Raw genomic sequence first — 23,079 nt, forward strand, 5'->3', positions numbered from 1 at the left:
AAACCGCCGACTTGTCGGCGGTTTTTTTATGCCCGCGGTTTACGCCAGCCGATAGACCATAAAATCCTCCGCCAGTAGCGTATTAGCGAAAATCTCCCGGCATTCCGCCAGCATACGCAGGCAGCCTTCGGCATCGTAGCGCGAGCTAAAGTGGGTGGCGATTAGCGTGCCGACCCCCGCTTCTTTGGCAAGCGCCGCGGTTTGCTGACTGGAAGAGTGGCCACGGCTATTGGCTTTCTCCGCCATCGCCTGCTCAAGGGTGGTTTCGTGGACCATCACATCCGCGCCGCGCGCCATCTCCAGCGCCTGCGGGCAGGGGGCGGTATCGCCAAAAATGGCCAGCGTTTTACCCGGCGTCGATGGCCCCAGATAGCGGCTACCGTCAATGACCCGACCATCTTCCAGCTCAACGCGCTGGCCGAGCTTGAGTTGATGGAACAGCGGCCCCGGACGCACGCCATCGGCAATCAGTTGGGCGGCATCGAGCGTTCCGGGTTTGTCATGTTGTTCGATGCGGTAGCCGTAGCACTCCACCGGATGACTGAGCGGGTACGCGCTGACCCGATAGCCGTCTTCGTCGAAGACCAGACCGGGGCCGACTTCAATGATAGTGAGCGGATAATCGGTCCACGAGCCGCTCAGGCGCAGCGCGGTTTCGATGAATTCTTTAATCCCTTTTGGTCCGTAGACCGTCAGCGGCAGCGAATTTCCCTGCATCGAGCGGCTGCACAACAGGCCGGGCAGGCCGAACAGATGATCGCCGTGCAGGTGAGTGATGAAAATTTTATTCAGTTTGCCTGGGTGGTAAGGGGTGTGGAGAAACTGATGCTGGGTGCCTTCGCCGCAGTCAAACAACCACATTTCAGCGCTGGTGGGTTGTTGCAAATTCAGTATTATCGACGTCATATTACGCGTACGGGTCGGCACGCCGGCGGATGTCCCCAAAAATGTTAATTCCATCGTCCAGTGTCCTCAGGCGAGTGGTAAAGCATCAGTATATCAATAAGGAGTAACAAATGATGACCTGGCAGGATTTACATCACAGTGAGCTCACCGTTGCCCAACTGTACGCCTTGCTGAAGCTGCGCAGCGCGGTGTTTGTCGTCGAACAACACTGCGTCTATCAGGATATCGACGGCGATGATTTAGTCGGTGAGAACCGTCATCTGCTCGGCTGGCGCGACGGCGAGCTGGTGGCCTATGCGCGGATCCTCAAAAGCGAAGAGGAGTTCGAACCGGTGGTGATCGGCCGGGTTATCGTCAGCCCGACCGTGCGCGGCGAGAAACTGGGCTACCAACTGATGGAGCAGGCGCTGGCCAGCTGCCGGCAGAACTGGCCGCAGAAGGCGATTTATCTTGGGGCGCAGGCGCATCTGCAGAAATTTTATGCCAGCTTTGGTTTTGTGCCGGTGACGGACGTATACGATGAGGACGGTATTGCCCATATCGGTATGGCGCGTGACATCACAACTCATTAAGAAGCTAAATAGTAATAGCGTATCGCTATCAATTATCTATACTTTTCCTCCTGTAGCGAATCCAGTGGCTGGCGTTCGCCGGGCCTGTTAAGGTTCGCTCCCTCATGATGGGTACTGCTATTTATCGCAGCTACCCTTTATAATGTGGGGTTTTTAATTTCGTGGAGGTTCGCGTGCTGTCTGTTTCCACTGCGCTGGAAAGCCTGTTGGGTTGCCTGGCTGAAGATTTCCCTCCGTCATCCGGCACGCGAATTTTTGATATCCCCTTCCCGTTAAACGACGCCTTCGACCCGTTACTGTGGTGCGCGCATCAGCCGTGCTGGCCGCAATTCTACTGGCAGCAGCGTAACGGTGATGAAGAGCTGGCGGCGCTGGGGGCGGTAACCACCTTTGCCTCTTTGTCCGCGGCGCATGATTTTTTATGCGCGCAGGGGCGGGAAGATCTGCGCATCAGCGGGCTGAACGCGTTCGACCCTCATCAGGGTAATCTGTTTCTGCCGCGGCTGGAGTGGCGCCGCCTGGGCGGTAAAGCGACTTTACGGCTGGTGGTACATAGCGCGACCTCGCTGCTTGACGACGCGGTGGCCGCGCGGGCGTTTCTTCAATCATTAAATAGCGAGCAGGCGACGGCGGCATCGATGCCGTCGCTGCGAAGCGAGCAGCATGCGCCGGAATACCCGCAGTGGCGCGAGCTGATTATGCAGGCGACGCAGGCAATCGGCGCCGGCGAAATGGATAAGGTTGTGCTGGCGCGGGTCACGGATTTACGCTTTAGCGCGCCGCTGCAGGCGTTTGCCATTATGGCGGCCAGTCGGCGCAGCAATCTTAACTGTTTCCACTTCCTGATGGCCTTTAGCCCGCAGCAGGCGTTTCTCGGCTCCACGCCGGAACGGCTATGGCGGCGACGCGGCGCGCTGCTGCGCACCGAAGCGCTGGCGGGCACCGTCGCTAACCATCACGATGACGCCCGGGCGCAGCAGTTGGCCGATTGGCTAATGAAAGACGATAAAAACCAGCGGGAGAATATGCTGGTGGTGGAGGATATCTGCCAGCGTTTGCAGGGCGAGTCGCCGACGCTTGACGTTCTGCCGCCGCAGGTCGTACGCCTGCGCAAGGTGCAGCATCTGCGGCGCTGTATCTGGAGCGAACTGGCCGAGCCCGACGATAGCCGCTGCTTGCTGCAGCTGCAGCCTACCGCGGCGGTGGCGGGGCTACCGCGCCAGGCGGCGCTGGCTTTCATCCGCCGTCATGAGCCTTTCGCCCGCGAATGGTATGCCGGCTCCGCAGGTTATCTTTCACTGGCGCAAAGCGAGTTTTGCGTGGCGCTGCGCTCGGCAAAAGTCGAAAACGACACCCTGCGGCTGTATGCCGGGGCCGGTATTGTCAGCGGATCTGACCCGCAGCAGGAGTGGCAAGAAATAGAAAATAAAGCGGCGGGACTACGAACGTTATTACTTTCAGAAACGTAGAGAGACGACGTATATCAAAACGACGCAACTCTGCCTTATCTATACTTAGCATCAATATTTGATACCGGACAATTTCATGTCAGTAAGCGCATTTAACCGACGCTGGGCGGCGGTGATCCTTGAAGCTTTAACCCGCCACGGCGTGCAGCACATTTGCATTGCCCCAGGCTCGCGCTCGACGCCCTTAACCCTGGCGGCGGCGGAAAACCGCGCTTTTATTCATCACACTCATTTTGACGAACGTGGCCTTGGTCACCTGGCACTGGGACTGGCGAAGGCCAGCCGCCAGCCGGTGGCGGTGATTGTCACCTCCGGAACCGCGACCGCGAATCTCTATCCGGCGCTGATTGAAGCGGGCCTGACGGGTGAAAAACTGATCCTGCTGACCGCCGACCGCCCGCCGGAGCTTATCGACTGCGGCGCCAATCAGGCCATCCGCCAACCGGGAATGTTTGCTTCTCATCCTGCGCAGACCGTTTCTTTACCGCGTCCTTCGCAGGATATTTCCGCCCGCTGGTTGGTCTCGACCATCGATCAGGCGCTGGGCGAGCTGCATGCCGGCGGGGTGCATATCAACTGCCCGTTCGCTGAGCCGCTATATGGCGATATGGACGATAGCGGGCTGGAGTGGCAACAGCAGCTCGGCAACTGGTGGCAGAGCGATAAACCCTGGTTGCGTCAGGCGCTGCAGATGGAGAGTGAGAAACAGCGCGACTGGTTCTTCTGGCGGCAAAAACGCGGCGTAGTAGTCGCGGGCAGGATGAGCGCCGCGGAAGGTAAAAAAGTGGCCGAATGGGCGCAAACCCTCGGCTGGCCGCTGATTGGCGATGTCCTGTCGCAGACCGGGCAGCCGTTGCCGTGCGCCGACCTGTGGCTGGGAAACGGTAAAGCGGTCAGCGAACTGGCGCAGGCGCAAATCGTCGTGCAACTCGGTAGCAGTCTGACCGGCAAACGCGTGCTCCAGTGGCAGGCGACCTGCGAGCCGGATGAATACTGGCTGGTGGATAATCTGCGCGGTCGCCTCGATCCGGCGCAGCACCGCGGTCGCCGTCTGCTCTCAAGCGTTGAGCGCTGGCTCGAACTGCATCCGGCGGAGAAACGCCAGCCGTGGGCGACGGTGATCCCGCAGCTTGCCGGGCAGGCGTGGCAGGCCGCGGTCGCCAGCAACGAGCCCTTTGGCGAAGCGCAGCTGGCGCAGCGCATTCGGCGCTATTTGCCGGATCAGGGACAGCTGTTTGTTGGCAACAGTTTAGTGGTACGCCTGATAGACGCGCTGGGGCAACTGCCGGCGGGTTATCCGGTCTATAGTAATCGCGGCGCCAGCGGCATCGATGGCCTACTGGCGACAGCCGCCGGCGTGCAGCGCGCGAGCGCCCGGCCTACGCTTGCGATCGTCGGCGATCTTTCGGCGTTATACGATCTCAACTCGCTGGCCCTGCTGCGCCAGGCTTCGGCGCCGCTGGTGCTGGTCGTGGTCAATAATAACGGCGGGCAGATTTTCTCTATGCTGCCGACGCCGCAGGACGAGAGGCGTCAGTTCTATTTAATGCCGCAGGACGTGGATTTCAGCCACGCGGCGGCGATGTTCGGTCTGGCTTATCACCGCCCTGATGACTGGCAGTCGCTGGATGAGGCGATGGCAGGCGCGTGGCGCCGCGCCGGGGCGACGGTGATTGAGCTGGCGGTTAACGAGACCGACGGTACGCAGACTCTCCAGCAACTGCTGGCGCAGGTAAGCCGGCTGTGACGCTCAACGCGGCGGTTGAAAGCGGCCAGCCGGGTTATCCCTGGCTGGTATTCCTGCACGGCTTTTCCGGAGACCGCGACGAGTGGCGTACGGTTGGCGAAGCGTTTCCGGCCTGGCCGCGGCTGTATCTCGATCTGCCGGGACACGGCGGATCGGCGGATATCGCGGTCGATGGCTTTGCCGGGGTCAGCGAATTACTGCAGGCTACCCTAAATAGTTACAACATCCTGGATTACTGGCTGGTTGGCTACTCCCTGGGCGGCCGGGTGGCGATGAACTTCGCCTGCCAGCCGCGCGCGGGCCTGCGCGGCCTGATCGTCGAGGGCGGACATCCGGGCCTACAGGATGAAGCGTCGCGGCAGGCGCGGCGCGGCAATGATAGCGCCTGGGCGGAACGCTTTCGCCGCGAGCCGTTAGCGCAGGTCTTCGCCGACTGGTATCAGCAGCCGGTCTTCGCTTCGCTGAATGCGGCGCAGCGCGCGTCGCTGGTCGCCCTACGTCGCCACAATAACGGCGCTACGCTGGCGGCGATGCTGGAGGCGACCTCCCTTGCCCGGCAGGCCGATTTGCGCCCGTCTCTGCAGGCTCGCGATTTTCCTTTTCACTACCTGTGCGGCGAACGCGACGCGAAGTTTCGCGCTATCGCGCAAGCGCTCGCCGCCGATACCCATATCATTCACCATGCCGGACACAACGCGCACCGGGACAACCCCGCGGCGGTGATTGCCTGTCTGGCGCAGATTCTGGCAAGTTAACTGAAGGACATTCTATGATCTCTCTTGATGAAGCAATGCTCTATGCCCCCGTTGAATGGCACGATTGCTCAGAAGGCTATACCGATATTCGTTATCAAAAATCGACTGACGGGATTGCTAAAATCACCATCAATCGTCCGCAGGTGCGCAACGCCTTCCGTCCGCTGACCGTTAAAGAGATGATTCAGGCGCTGGCGGATGCCCGCTATGACGACAATATCGGCGTCATCGTGCTGACCGGTGAAGGCGATAAAGCTTTCTGCGCCGGCGGCGACCAGAAAGTCCGCGGCGACTACGGCGGCTATCAGGACGACTCCGGCGTTCACCATCTCAACGTACTCGACTTCCAGCGCCAGATCCGCACCTGCCCGAAACCGGTAGTAGCGATGGTCGCCGGTTACTCTATCGGCGGCGGCCACGTACTGCACATGATGTGCGACCTGACCATCGCGGCGGATAATGCCATCTTCGGCCAGACCGGGCCTAAAGTCGGCTCCTTTGATGGCGGCTGGGGCGCTTCCTATATGGCGCGTATCGTCGGGCAGAAAAAAGCGCGCGAAATCTGGTTCCTGTGCCGTCAGTACGACGCCCAGCAGGCGCTGGATATGGGGCTGGTGAACACCGTGGTCCCGTTGGCGGATCTGGAAAAAGAGACCGTGCGCTGGTGCCGTGAAATGCTGCAAAACAGCCCGATGGCGCTGCGTTGCCTGAAAGCGGCGCTGAACGCCGACTGCGATGGCCAGGCCGGGCTGCAGGAGCTGGCGGGTAACGCCACCATGCTGTTCTACATGACGGAAGAAGGGCAAGAAGGGCGTAACGCCTTTAACCAGAAACGTCAGCCGGACTTCAGCAAATTTAAACGGAATCCATAATGCGCGTTTCGCAGGTTTACCGCTGGCAGATACCGATGGACGCGGGCGTGGTTCTGCGCGAACGGCGGTTAAAAACCCGCGATGGGCTGTTCATCCGCCTGCAGGAGGGCGAACGCGAAGGCTGGGGGGAAATTTCTCCCCTGCCGGGATTCAGTGACGAAACGCTGGAAGAGGCGCAAATGACGCTGCTGGCGTGGGCGCGGGCCTGGCGCGACGGCGCCGAGCCGCCGCTTCCCATGCAGCCCTCCGTTGCTTTTGGTATTAGCTGCGCGCAGGCGGAGCTTGGCGGCGAACTACCGCAGGCGGCGGATTATCGCGCGGCGCCGCTCTGTTCCGGCGACCCGGATGAACTGTTCGCCAAACTGGCGGCGATGCCCGGCGAGAAAGTCGCTAAGGTGAAAGTGGGGCTGTGGGAGGCGGTACGTGACGGCATGGTGGTGAATCTGCTGCTGGAAGCGATCCCCGACCTGCAGCTGCGGCTGGATGCCAACCGGGCGTGGACGCCGGTCAAAGCGCAGCAGTTCGCCAAATACGTTAATCCGGCGTATCGCCAACGCATTGCCTTTCTCGAAGAACCGTGCAAAAGCCGCGACGATTCGCGCGAATTCAGCCAGCAGACCGGTATCGCTATCGCCTGGGATGAAAGCCTGCGCGAGGCGGATTTCCGCTTTGTCGCCGAGCCCGGCGTGCGCGCGGTGGTGATCAAACCGACGCTGACCGGCAGCTTGCAAAAGGTTCAGCAACAGGTTGCTGCGGCGCATGCGCTGGGGCTGAGCGCGGTGATTAGCTCGTCGATCGAGTCCAGCCTGGGGTTAACGCAGCTGGCGCGGATCGCCGCCTGGCTGACCCCGCAGACTATCCCCGGACTCGACACGCTGGCGCTGATGGGCGCGCAGCTGGTGCGGGCGTGGCCGGAGAGTACGCTGCCAATATTCAATGCTGATGAGCTGGAGCAACTGCTGTGATGTTTTCCGATTGGCCGTGGCGCCACTGGCGTCAGTTACGCGGCGAGTCGCAGGCGCTACGCCTGAATGACCAGGCGTTGACCTGGCGTGAGCTGTGCGCGCGGATTGACGCGCTGGCTTCTGGTTTTGCCGCGCAGGGCGTAATGGAAGGTCAGGGCGTGGCGCTACGGGCCTACAACCAGCCGGAGACGCTACTCGCCTGGCTGGCGCTGCTGCAGTGCGGGGCGCGGGTGCTGCCGCTTAATCCGCAGCTGCCTATGGCATTGCTGCAGGAACTGCTGCCTGCGTTAACCGTACAGCATCAACTGGTGCTTAACGGTGATACGCTGCCGGGGAATTTACCGGCGTTAACTCTGCAGGCGGCAGAAGCCGCCCATGCCGTTTGCTGGCATGGCGAACGGCTGGTGTCGATGACGTTAACCTCCGGCTCAACCGGCCTGCCGAAGGCGGCGGTGCATAGCGCCAGCGCCCATCTGGCCAGCGCCGCTGGCGTGCTGGCGCTGATGCCGTTTGCCGGGGAGGACGACTGGCTGCTGTCGCTACCATTGTTCCATGTCTCCGGGCAGGGGATCATCTGGCGTTGGCTGCTGGCTGGCGCGCGGCTGACGGTGCGCGATAGACAACCGCTGGAGCAAGCGCTGCTGGGCTGTACCCATGCTTCACTGGTACCGACTCAGCTATGGCGCCTGCTGAATGGCGATGCCGATGTTTCACTCAAGGCGGTGCTGCTTGGCGGCGCGGCGATCCCCGTCGAGCTGACCGAAAGGGCGCGAGCGCGGGGGATACGCAGCTTCTGCGGCTATGGCCTCACCGAATTCGCCTCCACGGTCTGCGCTAAAGAGGCCGACGGCGAGGCGGATGTGGGCGAAGCGCTGCCGGGGCGGGAGGTGAAAATTGTCGCCGGCGAGATCTGGCTACGGGCGGCGAGCATGGCCGCCGGCTACTGGCGGAATGGTCAACTGTTGTCATTAACCAACGATGAAGGCTGGTTTGCGACGCGCGATCGCGGGGAGTTACGTGCCGGTCGACTGTCGGTTATTGGGCGACTGGATAATCTCTTTTTTAGCGGCGGCGAAGGCATTCAGCCGGAGGAGGTTGAGCGCGTGATACTCGCCCATCCGCAGGTTCAGCAGGTGTTTATTGTGCCGCAGGATGATGTCGAATATGGCCAGCGCCCGGTGGCGGTGGTTGAATGCGAGGATGGCTGCGAAATGACCACCCTGGCGGCATGGAGTGCTGAACGGTTAGCGCGTTTCCAGCAGCCGATACAGTGGCTACGGCTGCCGGAAACGTTAAAGAACGGCGGGATTAAGATTTCGCGCCGGGCGCTGCGCGAATGGGTCAATTCGCCGGTTTAGCCGATATTGGCCTCGGCGCGGCGCTGGCGCTGTTTACGTCTCAGACGCAGCAGCGGCGGTACCACCAGCACGGCGACAGCCAGCATCAGCAGCGTTTTGGTTACGCCGCTTTCCCAGAGGATAGCCAGATTACCGTTGCTGATTGACAGCGCGCGGCGCAGGTTCTGCTCCAGCATCTCGCCCAATACAAAACCGAGGATCAGCGGCGACATCGGGAAGTGCATTTTACGCATGATGTAGCCGAGCACGCCGAGGCCAACCATCAGCAACAGGTCAAAGGTGGTGCTGTGAACCGCATAGACGCCAACGGCGGAAACGGCGGCGATGGCGGGTACCAGGAACCATAGCGGGATTGTCAGCATGCGGGTGAACAGGCCAATCAGCGGAATGTTCATAATAAGCAGCATCACGTTGGCGATAAGCAGCGCGGCGATGAGCCCCCAGACGATATCCGGCTGTTCGGTGAACATCGCCGGGCCGGGCGTAATGTTATACAGCGTCAATGCGCCCATCATGACCGCGGTGGTGCCGGAGCCAGGCACGCCAAGCGTCAGCATCGGAATAAACGAACCGCAGGCGGAGGCGTTATTCGCGGCTTCCGGCGCCGCCACGCCGCGAATATCCCCCTTGCCGAAGTTATCGCTATTACCACTGATTTTTTTCTCCGTCATATAGGTGATGGCGCTGGCGATGGTCGCCCCGGCGCCGGGTAGAATACCAACGAAGAAACCCACCACGGAAGAGCGTAGGGTCGCGCCGACGCACTGCGCGGCCTCTTTGGTGTTAAACAGCATGCGCCCGGTTTTACGCACCAGCGTTTGCCCGCCGCTGGTGCTCTCCAGCATCAACAGAATCTCCGAAACGGAGAACAGACCGATAACCACCACAATAAATTGCACGCCATCGGAGAGATGGACGCTGTCGAAGGTGAAGCGGTAAACCCCGGTGTTGGCATCGACGCCGACCGTCGCCAGGCCCAAACCGATTAACGCCGCGAGGAACGATTTCAGTGGGTTTTGCGCCATCATGCTGCCGAGGCAGGCGATGGCAAACACCATCAGCGCGAAATATTCCGCCGGGCCGAACGCCAGCGACCACTGGGCGAGGAGCGGCGCGAACAGAATAATACCGCCGATCGCAATCAGCGAACCGAAGAAAGAGCTGACGGCGGAAATCGACAGCGCGACGCCGCCGCGCCCTTGCTGCGCCATGGGATAGCCATCAAGCGCCGTCATGATGGCGGCGGCATCGCCGGGCACGTTCAGCAGGATAGACGAAATACGCCCGCCATATTCGCAACCGATATAGACCGTCGCCAACAGGATCAGCGCCGATTCCGCGGGCAGGTGCAGGGCAAAGGCCAGCGGCAGCAGAATGGCGACGCCGTTAATCGGCCCGAGGCCGGGCAGCAGCCCGACGATGGTTCCGACAAAGCAGCCGATGAGGGCGATAAGCAGATTTTCCGGCGTCATGGCGACGGCGAAACCCTGCGACAGATAGATCCAGGTATCCATAAGCTTCTCCGTTAATTTAACCAGACGCCAAGCGGCAGAGTCACATCAAGTAAGGTATCAAAGGCGTACCATAACGAGACGCCCATCACCACGCCGGCAATACCTGCCGCCGGTAGCGTGGCGCCGAACAGCAGGCCGATCACCGCCGTCAGCAGCGCGGTGGCTAGCGGAAAGCCCAGCCATTCAAATCCCCAGGCATAGATCACCAGCACCACGACCATGGTTAACAGCCGTTGCAGGACATGTCGTCCCGGCCACTCGATGGCGTCCGGGCGACGCAGCAGCATCAGCGCCGAACACAGCAGCATCAGGCCGATAATACCCAATGGGAAAGGGCGCGGGCCGACGGGTTCATACGAGTATTCGCTGTGGATCTGCCAGGCGATAAACAGGCCGCCAATGCATAACAACAGCCAGACTCCGGCAAAGATACGATCGCTCATTAGCGCCTCCGCGGATTATTTAGCCAGGCCAAAGGCTTTCGCCTGTTCGCGATAATCGCTGACCTGCTGTTTTACATAGGTATCGAGCTCCTTGCCGTTCATGTTGAATTCAAACAGGCCGCGCAGTTCACGTTGCTTTTTGAACTCATCGGTTTGCTGCAGTTTAGTGAATTCATCAACCCACCACTGGTAGTCGGCATCGCTTACTTTCGGGCCCATAAAGAAGCCGCGAATAATCGGCCAGACCAGGTCATAGCCCTGCTCTTTAGCGGTAGGGACATCGGCCAGCGCGCCCGGCAGACGTTCGTTGGAGAAGACCGCAAGGACTCGGATCTTATTTCCCCGCAGGTACGGTACCATTTCACTGAGATCGCCGGAGACCGCCTGCACATGGTTGCCGAGCAGCGCGGTTACCGGCTCGCCGCCGCCCTCAAAGGCGACGTAGCGCATCTTGTGCGGGTCAACGTTGGCTTTTTGCGCCAGCAGCGCCGCTTTCATCCAGTCCTGGCTGCCGATGGAGGCCCCGGCGCCAATGACGATAGTGGCGGGATTTTTCTCCATCGCGGTCATGAATGACTTCAGGTCTTTCCATGGCGAATCGGCGCGTACGGCAATCATGCCGTAGTCGGTACCGACGCTGGCCAGCCAGCGCACGTCATCAACGCCGTAGCGGCCGAATTTCCCCTGCGACAAATTCAGCAGCGAGCCGCCGGAAAAGGCGACCACGGTTCCGGCTTCCGCCGGGCGCTGGGCGACGATGGCGTTATAGGCTACCGCGCCGACGCCGCCGGGCATATAGGTGACGCGCATCGGTTTCTCGATCGCGCCGGTTTCCATCAGGCTCACCTGAATCAGCTTACAGGTGAGGTCGAAGCCGCCGCCGGGCTTGGCGGGCGCGATACATTCGGTGCGGGACGGGGCTTGCGCCGCGAAAGCGGTGGTTGTACAGAGGCACAGCGCGATGGCGCTAAGATGGCGGAAAAATGGCGTTTTCATAGGCTTCCTCAGTTGGTACAGGGAATGTTTTTCTGATTATGTGAACCGACATGTGGCGATTCGGTTGCGTGATTGTTAAAACAGTTACCTTTCATTTCCCTTTCAATGCGGCAGCAACTTTACAGGATGTGATATGCGTCTCTTATTAGCCGAGGATAACCGTGAGCTGGCTCACTGGCTGGAAAAAGCGTTGGTGCAGGGCGGTTTTGCCGTGGATTGCGTTTTTGATGGCCGGGCGGCGGATCACCTGCTGCAAAGCGAAAAATATGCGCTGGCGGTGCTGGATATCGGTATGCCGGGCTTAGATGGCCTCGAGGTGGTACAGCGGTTACGTAAGCGCGGACAAACGCTGCCGGTGCTGCTGTTGACCGCGCGCAGCGCGGTAGCTGACCGGGTGAAAGGGCTGAACGTCGGCGCCGACGATTACCTGCCTAAACCTTTCGAGCTGGAGGAGCTCGACGCCCGGCTGCGGGCGCTGCTGCGACGTAGCGAAGGGCAGGTCCATGAGGTGCAGCAGCTTGGCGATCTGGAATATCGCGATGAAGGCTATTTTCTGCTGCGCGGTGAGATGTTGCCCCTGACGCCGCGCGAGCTGGCGCTATTGAAAGTGCTGATGTTTCGCCGTACCCGTCCGGTTTCCCGCCAGCAGTTGTTTGAACAGGTGTTTAGCCTCAGCGACGACGTCAGTCCGGAAAGCATCGAACTTTACATTCACCGTCTGCGCAAGAAGCTCCAGCAGAGTAACGTGCGTGTCACTACGCTACGCGGGCTGGGCTATCTGCTGGAGTGTGAGCCGCATGAGCTGGGGTAAACCGCAATCGCTGTATGCCCAACTGCTGCTGTTTCTCGGCCTGCCGCTGGCGCTGTTATGGGGGTTATCGGCATTCAATAGCTACGTGAGCGCACTGCAGGCGGCGACGCAGGCCTACGATCGTACGCTGCTCTCCTCGGCGCGTACCGTAGCGGAGCGGCTGGTAGTGCGCGGCGGCCATCTGGAGGTCAATGTGCCCTGGGTGGTGCTGGACAGCTTTGAACTCAACATGAACGACCGGCTGTATTACAAGGTGGTCGACCCGCAGGGGAAAGTGATTTCCGGCTTTGACGATCTGCCGGCAATGCCGCCGGCCACTTCACGAACTCAACTTTATCCGGCGCTGGCATGGTTTTATCATACCGAATACCGCGGTCAGGCCATCCGCGTGGCGCGCCTGCTGCAGCCGGTCAACGAAGGCGGCATCGTTGGTATGGCGGAGATTTATATTGCCGAAACGCTGCAGTCGCGGCGCTGGCTGGCCGGGCAACTGCTGTTCTCATCCTGGGTGTCGCAGGGCTTATTAGTGCTGTTGACGTTGGTACTGGCGGGGTGGCTACTGCGCCGCGTTCTGCGGCCAATGCGTCAGCTCTCGGCGCTGATGGTGCGCCGTGAACCCGGCCTGCTGACGCCGCTACCGGAATTGTTGCCGTGGTCGGAAACGCGGCTGCTGATCGTGGCTTTTAACCGCTATATCGACCGCCTGCGGGTGATGATCTCCCGGCAGGAACGCTTTAGCGCCGATGCTTCACATCAGTTGAAAACGCCGCTGGCGGTCCTGAAAACCCAGGCTTCGGTGGCGCTGGCCAGCGACGATCCGCGGCTGTGGCGCGAGAGTTTGCAGGCCATGCGCGCGACGCTGGATGATACGATTTTACTCACCGAACGTTTGTTGCAACTGGCGACGGTGAAACGCCGGGAGCAGGGCGAGCAGGCGTTTGCCGCGGTCGATCTGCAGGAGGTCGTGCACCATAGCTGTTTTTCGCGTATTGCTCAGGCGCGCAGTAAAAACATCGATCTGGGTTATGAGGGCGAACAGTCGCCGGTGTACGTTTTGGGTGATGGCGTTTTGTTGGGCGAACTGTGCGCCAACCTGCTCGACAATGCGATTCGCTACACGCCGGAACGCGGAACGGTGACGCTGAGCCTGCATCGCGATGGCGAAGCCGTCACGCTGAGCGTGGAGGATAGCGGCCCGGGTATCGAGGAAAACCTGATTAACCAGGCGCTAACGCCGTTTCGACGGCTGGAGAATGGCGGCGGTCTACCCGGCGCCGGGCTGGGCCTGGCGCTGGTAAACGATATCGCGCGTCTGCATCGTAGCCGGCCGCAGCTGTCGCGCAGCGAAAGCCTGGGAGGATTAAAGGTGACGCTGCGTCTGCTGACCGTGGCTTAAAGCAGCCCTTTCTGGCTGAGGGTGAGGCGGGTCGCGGCATTAAGATCGTAATGTTGCAGGTCTTCGCCCTTCACCCAGGCGTAATCGTCGAATTCCTCGTTGATCGTGACCTCGCGGTTGGCGCTTGTGCAATCGAAAATCAAATAGATCATGTAGATTTCTTCCTGGCGACCATCGGCATAGGTTTTCACGCGGGTATCATCGCGGAAGCTCCATGGCGTGATGTGGGTCAACTGCAGTTTTTCGCCAAGCTCCTCGCGGACTTCGCGTCGCAGCGCCTCTTCAATACTTTCCCCCGGTTCCACGCCGCCGCCGGACAGCGCCCACTGTCCGGGAAAAACCCCGCGGTCGGCAGCCATCTTGCACAACAGGTAATGGCCATCATTTTGGATTAGCGGGCAAACAATCGTCCTTTGACGCATGATTTTTCTCCTTCGCAGTGAGTCGGGCCGGGTATCGAGGAAACAGTTTGCGAGGCGCCTCGGCAAACCGCAAGGGAAATACGGCGCTGGCTCTACAGAGTGCTAAGTTAGGCGAAATTATCTTATGGAGAGCCACCATGGAAAGGACCACCCATTCCCCACATGACGCCGTGTTTAAACACCTGCTGTCGCATCGGGCGACGGCGCGGGATTTTCTGGATATTCACCTTCCTGAACATTTGCGAGAATTATGCAATCTGCAAACGCTGCAGTTGGAATCCGGAAGTTTTATCGATGAAGACCTGCGCGCCAGCCATTCCGATATTCTTTACTCGCTGCAAACTCAGGCGGGAGACGGATATATCTATCTGCTTATCGAACATCAAAGCTCTGTGGACCGTCATATGGCATTTCGCCTGATGCGTTATGCGATAGCAGCGATGCAGCGGCATCTGGATAAAGGGCATACACAACTGCCATTGGTGATCCCGCTGCTTTTTTATCATGGGCAAGTCTCGCCCTGGCCGTATCCCATGTGCTGGCTGGAAGGATTTGCTCATCCGCAAACCGCGCGGCAGGTATACAATCAGGATTTTCACTTAATCGATATCACGGTGCTTCCTGACGATACAATAATGCAGCACCGACGGGTCGCGATGCTTGAGTTGCTGCAAAAGCATATCCGGCAACGCGATATGATGGAACTGCAGGAGCAACTAGCCAGCCTGTTGGCGCTGGGATACACTAGCCGCAGACAGCTCAGGACGCTGCTTCACTATTTATTGCAGGCAGGAAATGCCGCCGATCCGGTCGCCTTTTTACGTAATCTTGCGCAAAATGTCCCCAGACGGCCGCATAAGGAGACGCTAATGAACATTGCCCAGTTTCTGGAACAACGCGGCCATCAGCAGGGCCTGCAGCAAGGTCTTGAACAGGGAGAACAATTGGCTACGCAACGTATTGCCCAGGCGATGCTGGAAAACGGGCTTGACCTGGCGCTGGTGGCGAAGCTGACGGGGCTTGCGCCGGAGCGTCTGGCCCTGCTCGCCCATTAATTTTTCTGCTTCTTTCAAACGGCCTGCGCGACGCTGATTGCGCAGGTTAATATATATTTATTTAATCAATACAACCTAATTAAATATAACTACGCTGAATTTGAATTCGGTGGAATTTACTTTCTTTCGCAAATGCGCGTCGGTATTGATGTAAAAAGACGCAACTGGTTACACTCTTGTGAAAAATCATTTCGCCAGGTCATTGATTCCTGACGGGTGCGCAGTAGAATTTTCTGGTTTTTTCGGGACTTCTTTGATTCTTCTTTTCTGGATAGAGTAAATAATGAAAAAGAGCATTTTTATGGCCCTGGCCGGGGTAATGATGGTTTCCTCGGCGGCCCATGCTATTAGCGTTACCGGCGAAGCCGGCGAGCACTATACCAACCTCGGCGTTGGCTTCGGCACCGAATCCACCGGCCTGGCAATTTCCGGCAACTGGTTGCATAGCGATAACGACGGCGACGCCGCGGGCCTGGGTCTGGGTCTGAATATTCCGCTGGGACCATTCCTGGCGACCGTGGGCGGCAAAGGTATCTACACCAATCCGAAGCAGGGCGATGAAGGTTACGCGGCGGCGGTCGGCGGCGGCCTGCAGTGGAAAATCGGCGATAGCTTCCGTCTGTACGGCGACTATTACTACTCGCCTGATTCACTCTCCAGCGGCATCGATAGCTATGAAGAAGCTAACGTCGGCGCCAGCTGGACCATTATGCGTCCGCTTAGCATCCAGGCAGGCTATCGCTATCTGAACCTGGCGGGTAAAGACGGCAACCGTGATAACACTATCGCCGACGGTCCGTACATCGGCGCCAGCGCCAGCTTCTAATCCTCCGGCGCGGCCTGCCGCCGCGCCAAATTTCTTCGTCGCCAGCCCGCGCCTTTGCGCTATAGTAATTCGACTTATCAGGCTGGAGTTCATAATGCTACAAGTGGAAATGCTGTCCACCGGCGATGAAGTGCTGCATGGGCAGATTGTCGATACCAATGCCGCCTGGCTGGCGGATTACTTTTTTAATCAGGGTTTACCGTTAACGCGCCGCAATACCGTCGGCGATGACCTCGACGCGCTGGTGGCTATTCTGCGCGAACGCAGCGAACAGGCGGATGTGCTGATCGTGAATGGCGGTCTGGGGCCGACCAGCGACGATCTTAGCGCGCTGGCGGCGGCGACGGCGAAAGGCGAAGGTTTGGTCCTCAACGCTGAATGGCTGGAGACGATGACGCGATTCTTTGCCGAGCGCGGTCGGCCAATGGCGCAAAGCAATCGCAAGCAGGCGGAAATCCCCGCCAGCGCCGAAATGATCAATAATCCGGTGGGCACCGCCTGCGGGTTCGCCGTACAGCTCAACCGCTGCCTGATGTTTTTCACCCCCGGCGTGCCGTCTGAATTCAAAGTTATGGTCGAGCAGGAGATCGTACCGCGTTTACGTGCGCGCTTCACGCTTCCGTCGCCGCCGGTTTGTCTGCGTTTAACTACCTTCGGACGTTCGGAAAGCGAGTTGGCGCAGAGCCTCAACCACCTGCAACTCCCCCCGGGTGTGGTGATGGGCTATCGCTCGTCAATGCCGATTATCGAACTGAAGTTGACCGGTCCCGCGACGCAGCGCGATGCGATGCTGGCGCTGTGGCCAGAGGTGCGTAAAGTGGCCGGGGAGAGCGTTATCTTCGAGGGCACGGAAGGGTTACCGGCGCAGATCGCGCGCTGCCTGCAGGAGCGTCAGCTTAGCCTGACCTTGAGCGAACAGTTCACCAGCGGCCTGCTGGCGCTGCAGCTGAGGCGGGCGAACGCGCCGCTTCTCGCCAGCGAAGTGGTGCCGGCGCAGGAGGAGACGTTAGCGCAATCGGCGCGCTGGGCCGCCGAGCGGCGCGTAAACCATTTTGCCGGACTGGCATTGTCGGTCAGCGGTCAGGAGGCCGATTACCTGAACTTTGTGCTGGCGACGCCGGAAGGTACGCACGCGCTGCGGGTTAAGTTCAGCGTGAATCGCCACGGGCTGGCGGTGCGACAAGAAGTGTGCGCCATGATGGCGCTGAATATGCTGCGCCGCTGGCTCAACGGTAAGCCGGTCAGCGGCGAGCATGGCTGGATCAACGTCGTCGAGACGCTGTTTATCGACTGATTCAGGCAGGCGCCCCCAGCGCCTGCGCCAGCAGAGTAATGGGATGTTCGCAGCGCTTGCTGGTGGACATCTCTATCTGCCATTTGCAGGTTTCGCAATCGGTAATCACTAAGTCCGCGCCGCTCTCCTCAATCTGGCGAAATAATGGTGCGCCAATCGCCTGCGCCGACGAATAGTTTTCCGACTTAAAGCCGAAGGTGCCGGCGATACCGCAGCACTGCGAATCCAGTACTTCCAGCTGTAGGCCCTGGATTTGGCGCAAAAGCTCAAGGGTGTATAGCGACCAGCCCATTTTTTCCATGTGACATGGAGTGTGATAGACCACCTTCAGCGGCAGCGGGCGCAATGGAAGGGTTTTGCCGGCATCGAGCTGTTTCCAAATCCAGCGGGTTGCTAACTCCACCCGATCCCGCAGATCGCTGTTATCGATATCCAGGAGATGGGGATATTCATCGCGCAGGGTAAAAGTACAGGTTGAAGAGGTGGCGATGATCGGCAAGGTGTTTTCGCGCATGGCGGCGACGTTGCTGTGCGCTTGCTTGCGCGCTTTGTCAAAAAAGCCGTTGGCGATAAGCGGGACGCCGCAGCATTTTTCTTTTGATAAGAGCTGCACGCCGGTACCCAGCGCGTTGACGACGCGAATCAGATCCTTACCCAATTGCGGGTGGTTATAGTTGACGTAGCAGCCATGGAAGAAAGCCACCTGCTCGCTGTACTGCGCCTGTGCGGCGGCGAGCTGGCGGTAAGCGCGGCGGAAGGTGCCGAAGCCATATTTTGGCAGCGTGCGGCGATGGTCGATTTTCAGCGCCGCATCGAGCAGGCGGCGCACCGGTTTTAAACCGGTCGTGGCGTTGACCAGCGGCGCAAAAGGCGTGGAAAGGGTACCCATCAGGTCGGTATGGCTGAGGATAGCATCGCGCAGAGTCGGTGTTTGCTGGCTGTACTGCGCACGCGCGCGTTGAATGATATCGCCGATTTTCACATCAGATGGACAGGCCACCTCGCAACGTTTGCAATTAATACAATATTTCAGCGCGTCGTCGTACAGCGCGCCATCTTTCAGACGCAGACGTTCGCCGTCCGGCCCCGCCTGTTTCGGGCCAGGATAGCGCGGATTCACCCGGCTCACCGGGCAGGCGGTGGTACAGACCGTACACTTTATGCAGCTTTCAAAGCGGGTATCGTTCATGGCCGGCCTCCTGCAAGGTCGTGGATCTGTCTGGCGGCATGCAGCGCGGTGACGGCGCAAACGCCGCCGCCGCAGCCGAGTTGAATGGCATCGAAACCGCCGAGCAGCGAGCCGATAGCGAAAAGATTACTCAGCGGCTGGCCGAGCAGGTGTGGGCGCAGCATGGGGTCCGTCTTTAAACCAAAGCGTTGCCACGGTTGTGACGCGAAGAAATCACGCTGATACCAGCTATCGCGCGCCAGAGTTTGCTGCAGATCGAGGCCGAGAATCGGTTCGCGCACGCTATCACGCGTGGCGACGAGACCGTTACTGAAAAAGCTACCGCTCGCCAGCACGGTAAAGCGCGGGCGCAGCGCGATATCGCCGTGATTTCGCGTCCATACGGCCTCGACGGCGCCCTGCTGATGGCTGATTTTCACCACTTCGTCACCGGCAAGCCAGGTACCGCCGGTGCGGATGAACTGACGCTGAAGCTGGCTATGCAGGCGCATCCCCGGCACCGAAGGCGGTAGCGTCGGCAGCAGACGCAGCGGGCAGGGCAGATGTTCCTGTAGCCAATGCCAGAGGCGATTATCCGCGAGCCCAAAACAGGCGGGCATCATCAGCAGCTCGTACTCTTGCGCCAGCGGCAGCAGCGCGGACTGCAGGGCAGGCCACAGGTTTTCATTATCAAGCACGCGGGCGATGTTGGCGGCACGGAACTCCGTAGGGTTATCGCGCAGCACATCAAGCAGCGGTAAATCAATCTCCGCGGCGGTGGCATTCACTCCGCTCTGCCCGAGGGCGGCGGCTGCCAGGTGCGGCTGAAAATCGGCAAAACCGCTAATTCCTACCAGGCATACCCGTTGCTGCGCGAAGGGCGCCAGCGGAACCTCTTCCGGCGACAGCCACGCCGGGCGCAACGTCCCCAGCGGCGTCACCCGCAGATGAGGTTGGCGCGCTTCGCCTTGCATGTTCGCGCCGCAAGCGGCCAGCAGCGTTTCGGTCTGCCTGGCGTATTCGAGCACCGCGTCTGCGCCGAGGCGGGAGTAAGGGTGTTCAGGAAGCTGAACGGCCAGTTGCTGAAGACCTTGTGCGACGTCTGTGACGGTATCACCGTTCGGCAGCGCCGAGAGCAGGTCTAACGAAGCAGAGGAAAAGTGCAGCGCGCTTTGCCCGCGGCTGATTATCACGCAGCGTAGGCCGTATTGATTCAGCGCCAGCCCGCACAGTAGACCGGCTAGTCCGCCGCCGACGATGGCGCAATCAAATTTCATCCTGATGCTCCTTTTGCAGTCCGCATAAGCCGAGGTAGACCCAGCGGGTAAATTCACTTTCGCGCAGCGCGTCGCCCCAGGCGATGGGCTGAACGCCCTTCCAGCGTTCATTAAGAAATTCCGACAGCTGAGTTAACGACTGCGCCGGTGTGGCGACGTTGAAGCGCTGTAGCAGCCCGGCGGCGCGGCAGGCGCACAGTTCCCCCTGGCAGGTGCCCATACCGACTCGGGTCCGGCGGCGCAGGTCGAGCAGATTCTTCACCGCCAGATTCTCTACCGCGTACTGCACTTCCCCGGCGGTGACCGCTTCACATTCACAGACCAGGCTGCGGTGCTGGCGGCTGTCGCCGAGCCATGCCGGGGTGCGGTCGCCGTGGCGATAGACCGCCGACCCGCGCAGCGGTGTCGGTAGCGAGATAATCTTTTTCAGCGTGGTTTCTGTAGCTTCCTGCGAGCCCGGCAGCGGACGCTCCGCGGTGCGGCACGGCTCAGTATTGCCGAGTTTGCGGCAGACGGCGTCGCTGGCCCATTCCGCCATCAGACGGTAGGTCATCAACTTACCGCCGGTGATGGTGATAAAGCCTTCCATACCGTCGCGCGCGGCGTGGTCGAGCAGCACAATACCGCGGCTGACGCTGCGTCCGCTGGGATCGTCATCGCTGGCGACCAGCGGCCGGACGCCGGAGTAAGCGCGTAGTACTCGGGTACGTCCCATGATCGGCGCCAGTTTTTCACCTTCGCGCAGCAGCGTATCGACCTCTTCCGTCGTCACCCGGTTATCGTCAATTTCGTCATAAGGAATATGCGTCGAGGTGGTGCCAATCAGCGAGATGGTATCGCCGGGCACCAGAATATCGGCATCCGCCGGCTTGCGGCAGCGGTTAATCACCTGGTTATTAATGCGGTGGTCGAGGATCAGCAGCGAGCCTTTTGCCGGGAACATGGAGACGCGCAGATCGGCGTATTCCGCGATGCGTTGGCCCCAGATCCCGGCGGCGTTGACGACGACCTGTGCACGCATACTGCGCGCTTCGTGACGTTGATGATCGTAGATCTGTACGCCGTACACACGATCGCCCTGACGTAGCAGGCCGGTAACCTCGCAGCCGGTGAGGATCTGCGCGCCGTGTTCGCGGGCGTCGAGCATATTAGCGGCCGTCAGGCGGAACGGATCGACGGTGCCGTCCGGTACCTGTACGGCGCCAAGCAGCGTCGGGTTGACCGCGGGTTCCAGACGCAAAGCTTCAGCGGGGGTAAGCGGTTTGGCATCGATACCGGCCTGCTGACAGGCGTTGATAAAGGTTTGCTGCCAGGCGATGTCATCTTCGGGTAGGGTGATAAACAGCCCGTTGGTGGGTTCAATGCAGTGGCGGGCGATGCGGCGTAAAATGCGATTCTCGCTGATGCATTCGCGCGCGGATTCGCCATCGGTGACGGCATAGCGTGCGCCGCTGTGCAACAGACCATGGTTACGGCCGGTGGCGCCGGTGGCGATATCGTGCCGCTCAATCAACGCTACGCGTAACCCGCGCAGGGCGCAGTCGCGGGCGATTCCCGCGCCGGTGGCGCCGCCGCCAATAATCAGCGCATCAAATTCTTGCGTCTCGGCCATCTTCCGGTCCTCTACTTTCGTTTTACACCATTTAGCCATATCAAAAGTGTGGAATGTTTGATTTCGAGCATATTTGCGCGCAATTCGAGCGTTTGCTGTGATTTTGTGCTCACAATGGAAAATTTTGTCATATATCTGTAACAAAATGTGCGATATTTCACAGTATTAGTTCTACGCTTTGCCTACCATCGCGACCTAATTAGAAGTGCGTGAATAAATTAGATTTTTTGCGTCGATGTCAGTGAAACAGCAATGGCCACGGAGGCTGATATGTTAAGTATTTTTAAACCCGCAGCGCATAAAGCGCGTTTGCCGGCGGCGGAAATCGACCCGTTGTATCGTCGATTACGTTGGCAGATCTTTATTGGCATCTTCTTCGGTTATGCCGCTTACTATCTGGTTCGTAAGAACTTTGCGCTGGCGATGCCTTATCTGATTGAGCAGGGGTTCTCTCGTGGCGACCTCGGTTTCGCGCTTTCCGGTATCTCCATCGCCTACGGATTTTCGAAATTCATCATGGGATCGGTCTCCGACCGCTCGAATCCGCGCATTTTCCTGCCCGCAGGGTTAATTCTGGCGGCGCTGGTGATGCTGGTGATGGGCTTCGTGCCGTGGGCGACTTCCAGCATCATGATCATGTTCGTATTGCTGTTCCTTTGCGGATGGTTCCAGGGGATGGGCTGGCCGCCGTGTGGACGTACCATGGTGCACTGGTGGTCGCAGAAAGAGCGCGGCGGGATTGTCTCGGTGTGGAACTGCGCGCATAACGTCGGCGGCGGTATTCCGCCGCTGCTGTTCCTGCTGGGGATGGCGTGGTTTAACGACTGGCACGCGGCGCTGTATATGCCCGCCTTCGGCGCGATTCTGCTGGCCATTTTTGCTTTTGCGATGATGCGAGATACCCCGCAGTCCTGCGGTCTGCCGCCGATCGAAGAGTATAAAAACGACTATCCGGATGACTATAGCGAAAAGCACGAAGAAGAGCTGACGGCGAAGCAGATCTTTATGCAGTACATTCTGCCAAACAAGCTGCTGTGGTACATCGCTATCGCTAACGTCTTCGTTTATCTGCTGCGCTACGGCATTCTGGACTGGTCGCCGACCTACCTGAAAGAGGTCAAACACTTCGCGCTGGATAAGTCCTCCTGGGCCTACTTCCTCTATGAGTACGCGGGGATCCCCGGCACCCTGCTGTGCGGCTGGATGTCGGACAAAGTATTTAAAGGCAACCGCGGCGCAACCGGCGTGTTCTTTATGACCCTGGTGACGATTGCCACTATCGTTTACTGGCTGAACCCTCCGGGTAATCCGGGCGTCGATATGGCCTGTATGATCGTCATTGGCTTCCTGATTTACGGCCCGGTGATGCTGATCGGTCTGCATGCGCTGGAACTGGCGCCGAAAAAAGCTGCCGGCACCGCTGCGGGCTTCACCGGTCTGTTCGGTTATCTCGGCGGTTCCGTAGCCGCGAGCGCCATTGTTGGCTATACCGTCGATTTCTTCGGCTGGGACGGCGGCTTCATGGTAATGATTGGCGGTAGCGTACTGGCGGTTCTGCTGCTGATTATCGTTATGCTTGGCGAGCGTCGTCATCATCAACAACTGAAACAAGCCTAAGGAG

Annotated in this window: 21 protein-coding genes; 13 read left to right on the forward strand and 8 right to left on the reverse strand. The window is 59.5% G+C overall.

All coding sequences use genetic code 11. The features are described from left to right. Positions 1–39: 39 nt before the first annotated feature. Entirely contained in the window at positions 40–960 is a 921-nt protein-coding gene (gene rnz / locus ABLV78_RS07370) for a ribonuclease Z (protein WP_015706158.1), read from the reverse strand. A 56-nt stretch (positions 961–1,016) separates the two neighbouring features. Between rnz and ABLV78_RS07375 the strand changes: the two genes are divergently transcribed. From ABLV78_RS07375 to menE, 7 genes are all read left to right on the forward strand, one after another. Continuing rightward, entirely contained in the window at positions 1,017–1,478 is a 462-nt protein-coding gene (locus ABLV78_RS07375) for a GNAT family N-acetyltransferase (RefSeq protein WP_047043277.1), read from the forward strand. Positions 1,479–1,651: 173 nt separating this feature from the next. Further along, on the forward strand, positions 1,652–2,947 hold the full coding sequence (gene menF, locus ABLV78_RS07380) for an isochorismate synthase MenF (RefSeq protein WP_047043275.1): 1,296 nt from the start codon (positions 1,652–1,654) through the stop codon (positions 2,945–2,947). Between the two features lie 76 nt (positions 2,948–3,023). Beyond that, positions 3,024–4,694 (forward strand): 2-succinyl-5-enolpyruvyl-6-hydroxy-3-cyclohexene-1-carboxylic-acid synthase, encoded by a 1,671-nt coding sequence (gene menD / locus ABLV78_RS07385; RefSeq protein WP_047043274.1) that lies wholly within the window; start codon positions 3,024–3,026, stop codon positions 4,692–4,694. Continuing rightward, the gene (gene menH / locus ABLV78_RS07390) at positions 4,691–5,449 is read left to right on the forward strand and encodes a 2-succinyl-6-hydroxy-2,4-cyclohexadiene-1-carboxylate synthase (RefSeq protein ID WP_047043273.1); all 759 of its coding nucleotides are present in this window, start codon (positions 4,691–4,693) and stop codon (positions 5,447–5,449) included. Before menD ends, menH begins: the two co-directional genes overlap by 4 nt. 14 nt (positions 5,450–5,463) lie before the next feature. Then, positions 5,464–6,321 (forward strand): 1,4-dihydroxy-2-naphthoyl-CoA synthase, encoded by an 858-nt coding sequence (gene menB, locus ABLV78_RS07395; RefSeq protein ID WP_015365600.1) that lies wholly within the window; start codon positions 5,464–5,466, stop codon positions 6,319–6,321. Beyond that, complete coding sequence (gene menC, locus ABLV78_RS07400) at positions 6,321–7,286, forward strand: o-succinylbenzoate synthase (protein WP_047043272.1); 966 nt, start codon at positions 6,321–6,323, stop codon at positions 7,284–7,286. Before menB ends, menC begins: the two co-directional genes overlap by 1 nt. Further along, entirely contained in the window at positions 7,283–8,644 is a 1,362-nt protein-coding gene (gene menE / locus ABLV78_RS07405; protein WP_047043269.1) for an o-succinylbenzoate--CoA ligase, read from the forward strand. Before menC ends, menE begins: the two co-directional genes overlap by 4 nt. Here menE and ABLV78_RS07410 read toward each other — a convergent pair. Genes ABLV78_RS07410 through ABLV78_RS07420 form a run of 3 tightly spaced genes read right to left on the reverse strand, consistent with a single transcriptional unit; the run spans position 8,641 to position 11,597 of the window. Further along, positions 8,641–10,158, reverse strand: coding sequence for a tripartite tricarboxylate transporter permease (locus ABLV78_RS07410; protein ID WP_015365603.1), 1,518 nt, complete (start codon positions 10,156–10,158; stop codon positions 8,641–8,643). The two genes, menE and ABLV78_RS07410, sit on opposite strands and share 4 nt — an antisense overlap. Before the next feature lie 11 nt (positions 10,159–10,169). Beyond that, positions 10,170–10,601 (reverse strand): tripartite tricarboxylate transporter TctB family protein, encoded by a 432-nt coding sequence (locus tag ABLV78_RS07415; protein WP_047043267.1) that lies wholly within the window; start codon positions 10,599–10,601, stop codon positions 10,170–10,172. Positions 10,602–10,616: 15 nt separating this feature from the next. Then, complete coding sequence (locus tag ABLV78_RS07420; protein ID WP_047043266.1) at positions 10,617–11,597, reverse strand: Bug family tripartite tricarboxylate transporter substrate binding protein; 981 nt, start codon at positions 11,595–11,597, stop codon at positions 10,617–10,619. Positions 11,598–11,730: 133 nt separating this feature from the next. On the opposite strand from ABLV78_RS07420, the gene tctD reads away from it, so the two are divergent. Continuing rightward, positions 11,731–12,408 (forward strand): transcriptional regulator TctD, encoded by a 678-nt coding sequence (tctD, locus tag ABLV78_RS07425; protein WP_047043263.1) that lies wholly within the window; start codon positions 11,731–11,733, stop codon positions 12,406–12,408. Further along, positions 12,395–13,804 carry a sensor histidine kinase gene (locus ABLV78_RS07430; RefSeq protein WP_047043261.1) on the forward strand — a complete coding sequence of 470 codons (1,410 nt, stop codon included), beginning with the start codon at positions 12,395–12,397 and terminating at the stop codon, positions 13,802–13,804. Before tctD ends, ABLV78_RS07430 begins: the two co-directional genes overlap by 14 nt. On the opposite strand, the gene nudI is transcribed toward ABLV78_RS07430, so the two are convergent. After that, a complete protein-coding gene (gene nudI / locus ABLV78_RS07435; protein ID WP_047043259.1) occupies positions 13,801–14,226 on the reverse strand; it encodes a nucleoside triphosphatase NudI in 426 nt (141 codons plus the stop codon). The two genes, ABLV78_RS07430 and nudI, sit on opposite strands and share 4 nt — an antisense overlap. 137 nt (positions 14,227–14,363) lie before the next feature. On the opposite strand from nudI, the gene ABLV78_RS07440 reads away from it, so the two are divergent. From ABLV78_RS07440 to ABLV78_RS07450, 3 genes are all read left to right on the forward strand, one after another. Next, entirely contained in the window at positions 14,364–15,281 is a 918-nt protein-coding gene (locus ABLV78_RS07440) for an Rpn family recombination-promoting nuclease/putative transposase (protein WP_047043255.1), read from the forward strand. A gap of 283 nt (positions 15,282–15,564) precedes the next feature. Then, positions 15,565–16,107 (forward strand): YfaZ family outer membrane protein, encoded by a 543-nt coding sequence (locus ABLV78_RS07445; RefSeq protein WP_015365610.1) that lies wholly within the window; start codon positions 15,565–15,567, stop codon positions 16,105–16,107. A gap of 94 nt (positions 16,108–16,201) precedes the next feature. Next, entirely contained in the window at positions 16,202–17,401 is a 1,200-nt protein-coding gene (locus ABLV78_RS07450) for a nicotinamide mononucleotide deamidase-related protein YfaY (RefSeq protein WP_045391423.1), read from the forward strand. Between the two features lies 1 nt (position 17,402). Here the strand turns inward: ABLV78_RS07450 and glpC are convergent, their stop codons facing one another. The 3 genes from glpC to glpA are packed head-to-tail and all read right to left on the reverse strand — an operon-like array spanning position 17,403 to position 21,458. After that, a complete protein-coding gene (glpC, locus tag ABLV78_RS07455; RefSeq protein ID WP_047043252.1) occupies positions 17,403–18,590 on the reverse strand; it encodes an anaerobic glycerol-3-phosphate dehydrogenase subunit GlpC in 1,188 nt (395 codons plus the stop codon). After that, complete coding sequence (gene glpB, locus ABLV78_RS07460) at positions 18,587–19,846, reverse strand: glycerol-3-phosphate dehydrogenase subunit GlpB (RefSeq protein WP_047043250.1); 1,260 nt, start codon at positions 19,844–19,846, stop codon at positions 18,587–18,589. The genes glpC and glpB overlap by 4 nt, the downstream gene beginning before the upstream one ends. After that, positions 19,836–21,458: an anaerobic glycerol-3-phosphate dehydrogenase subunit A gene (glpA, locus tag ABLV78_RS07465; protein WP_047043249.1), complete on the reverse strand. Its 1,623-nt coding sequence runs from the start codon at positions 21,456–21,458 to the stop codon at positions 19,836–19,838. Before glpA ends, glpB begins: the two co-directional genes overlap by 11 nt. A gap of 270 nt (positions 21,459–21,728) precedes the next feature. On the opposite strand from glpA, the gene glpT reads away from it, so the two are divergent. Beyond that, positions 21,729–23,075, forward strand: coding sequence for a glycerol-3-phosphate transporter (glpT, locus tag ABLV78_RS07470; protein ID WP_015365615.1), 1,347 nt, complete (start codon positions 21,729–21,731; stop codon positions 23,073–23,075). Positions 23,076–23,079 lie beyond the last annotated feature (4 nt).

This window comes from Klebsiella sp. CN_Kp075 (genome assembly GCF_040065055.2).
GTDB classification, from domain to species: domain Bacteria; phylum Pseudomonadota; class Gammaproteobacteria; order Enterobacterales; family Enterobacteriaceae; genus Klebsiella; species Klebsiella aerogenes.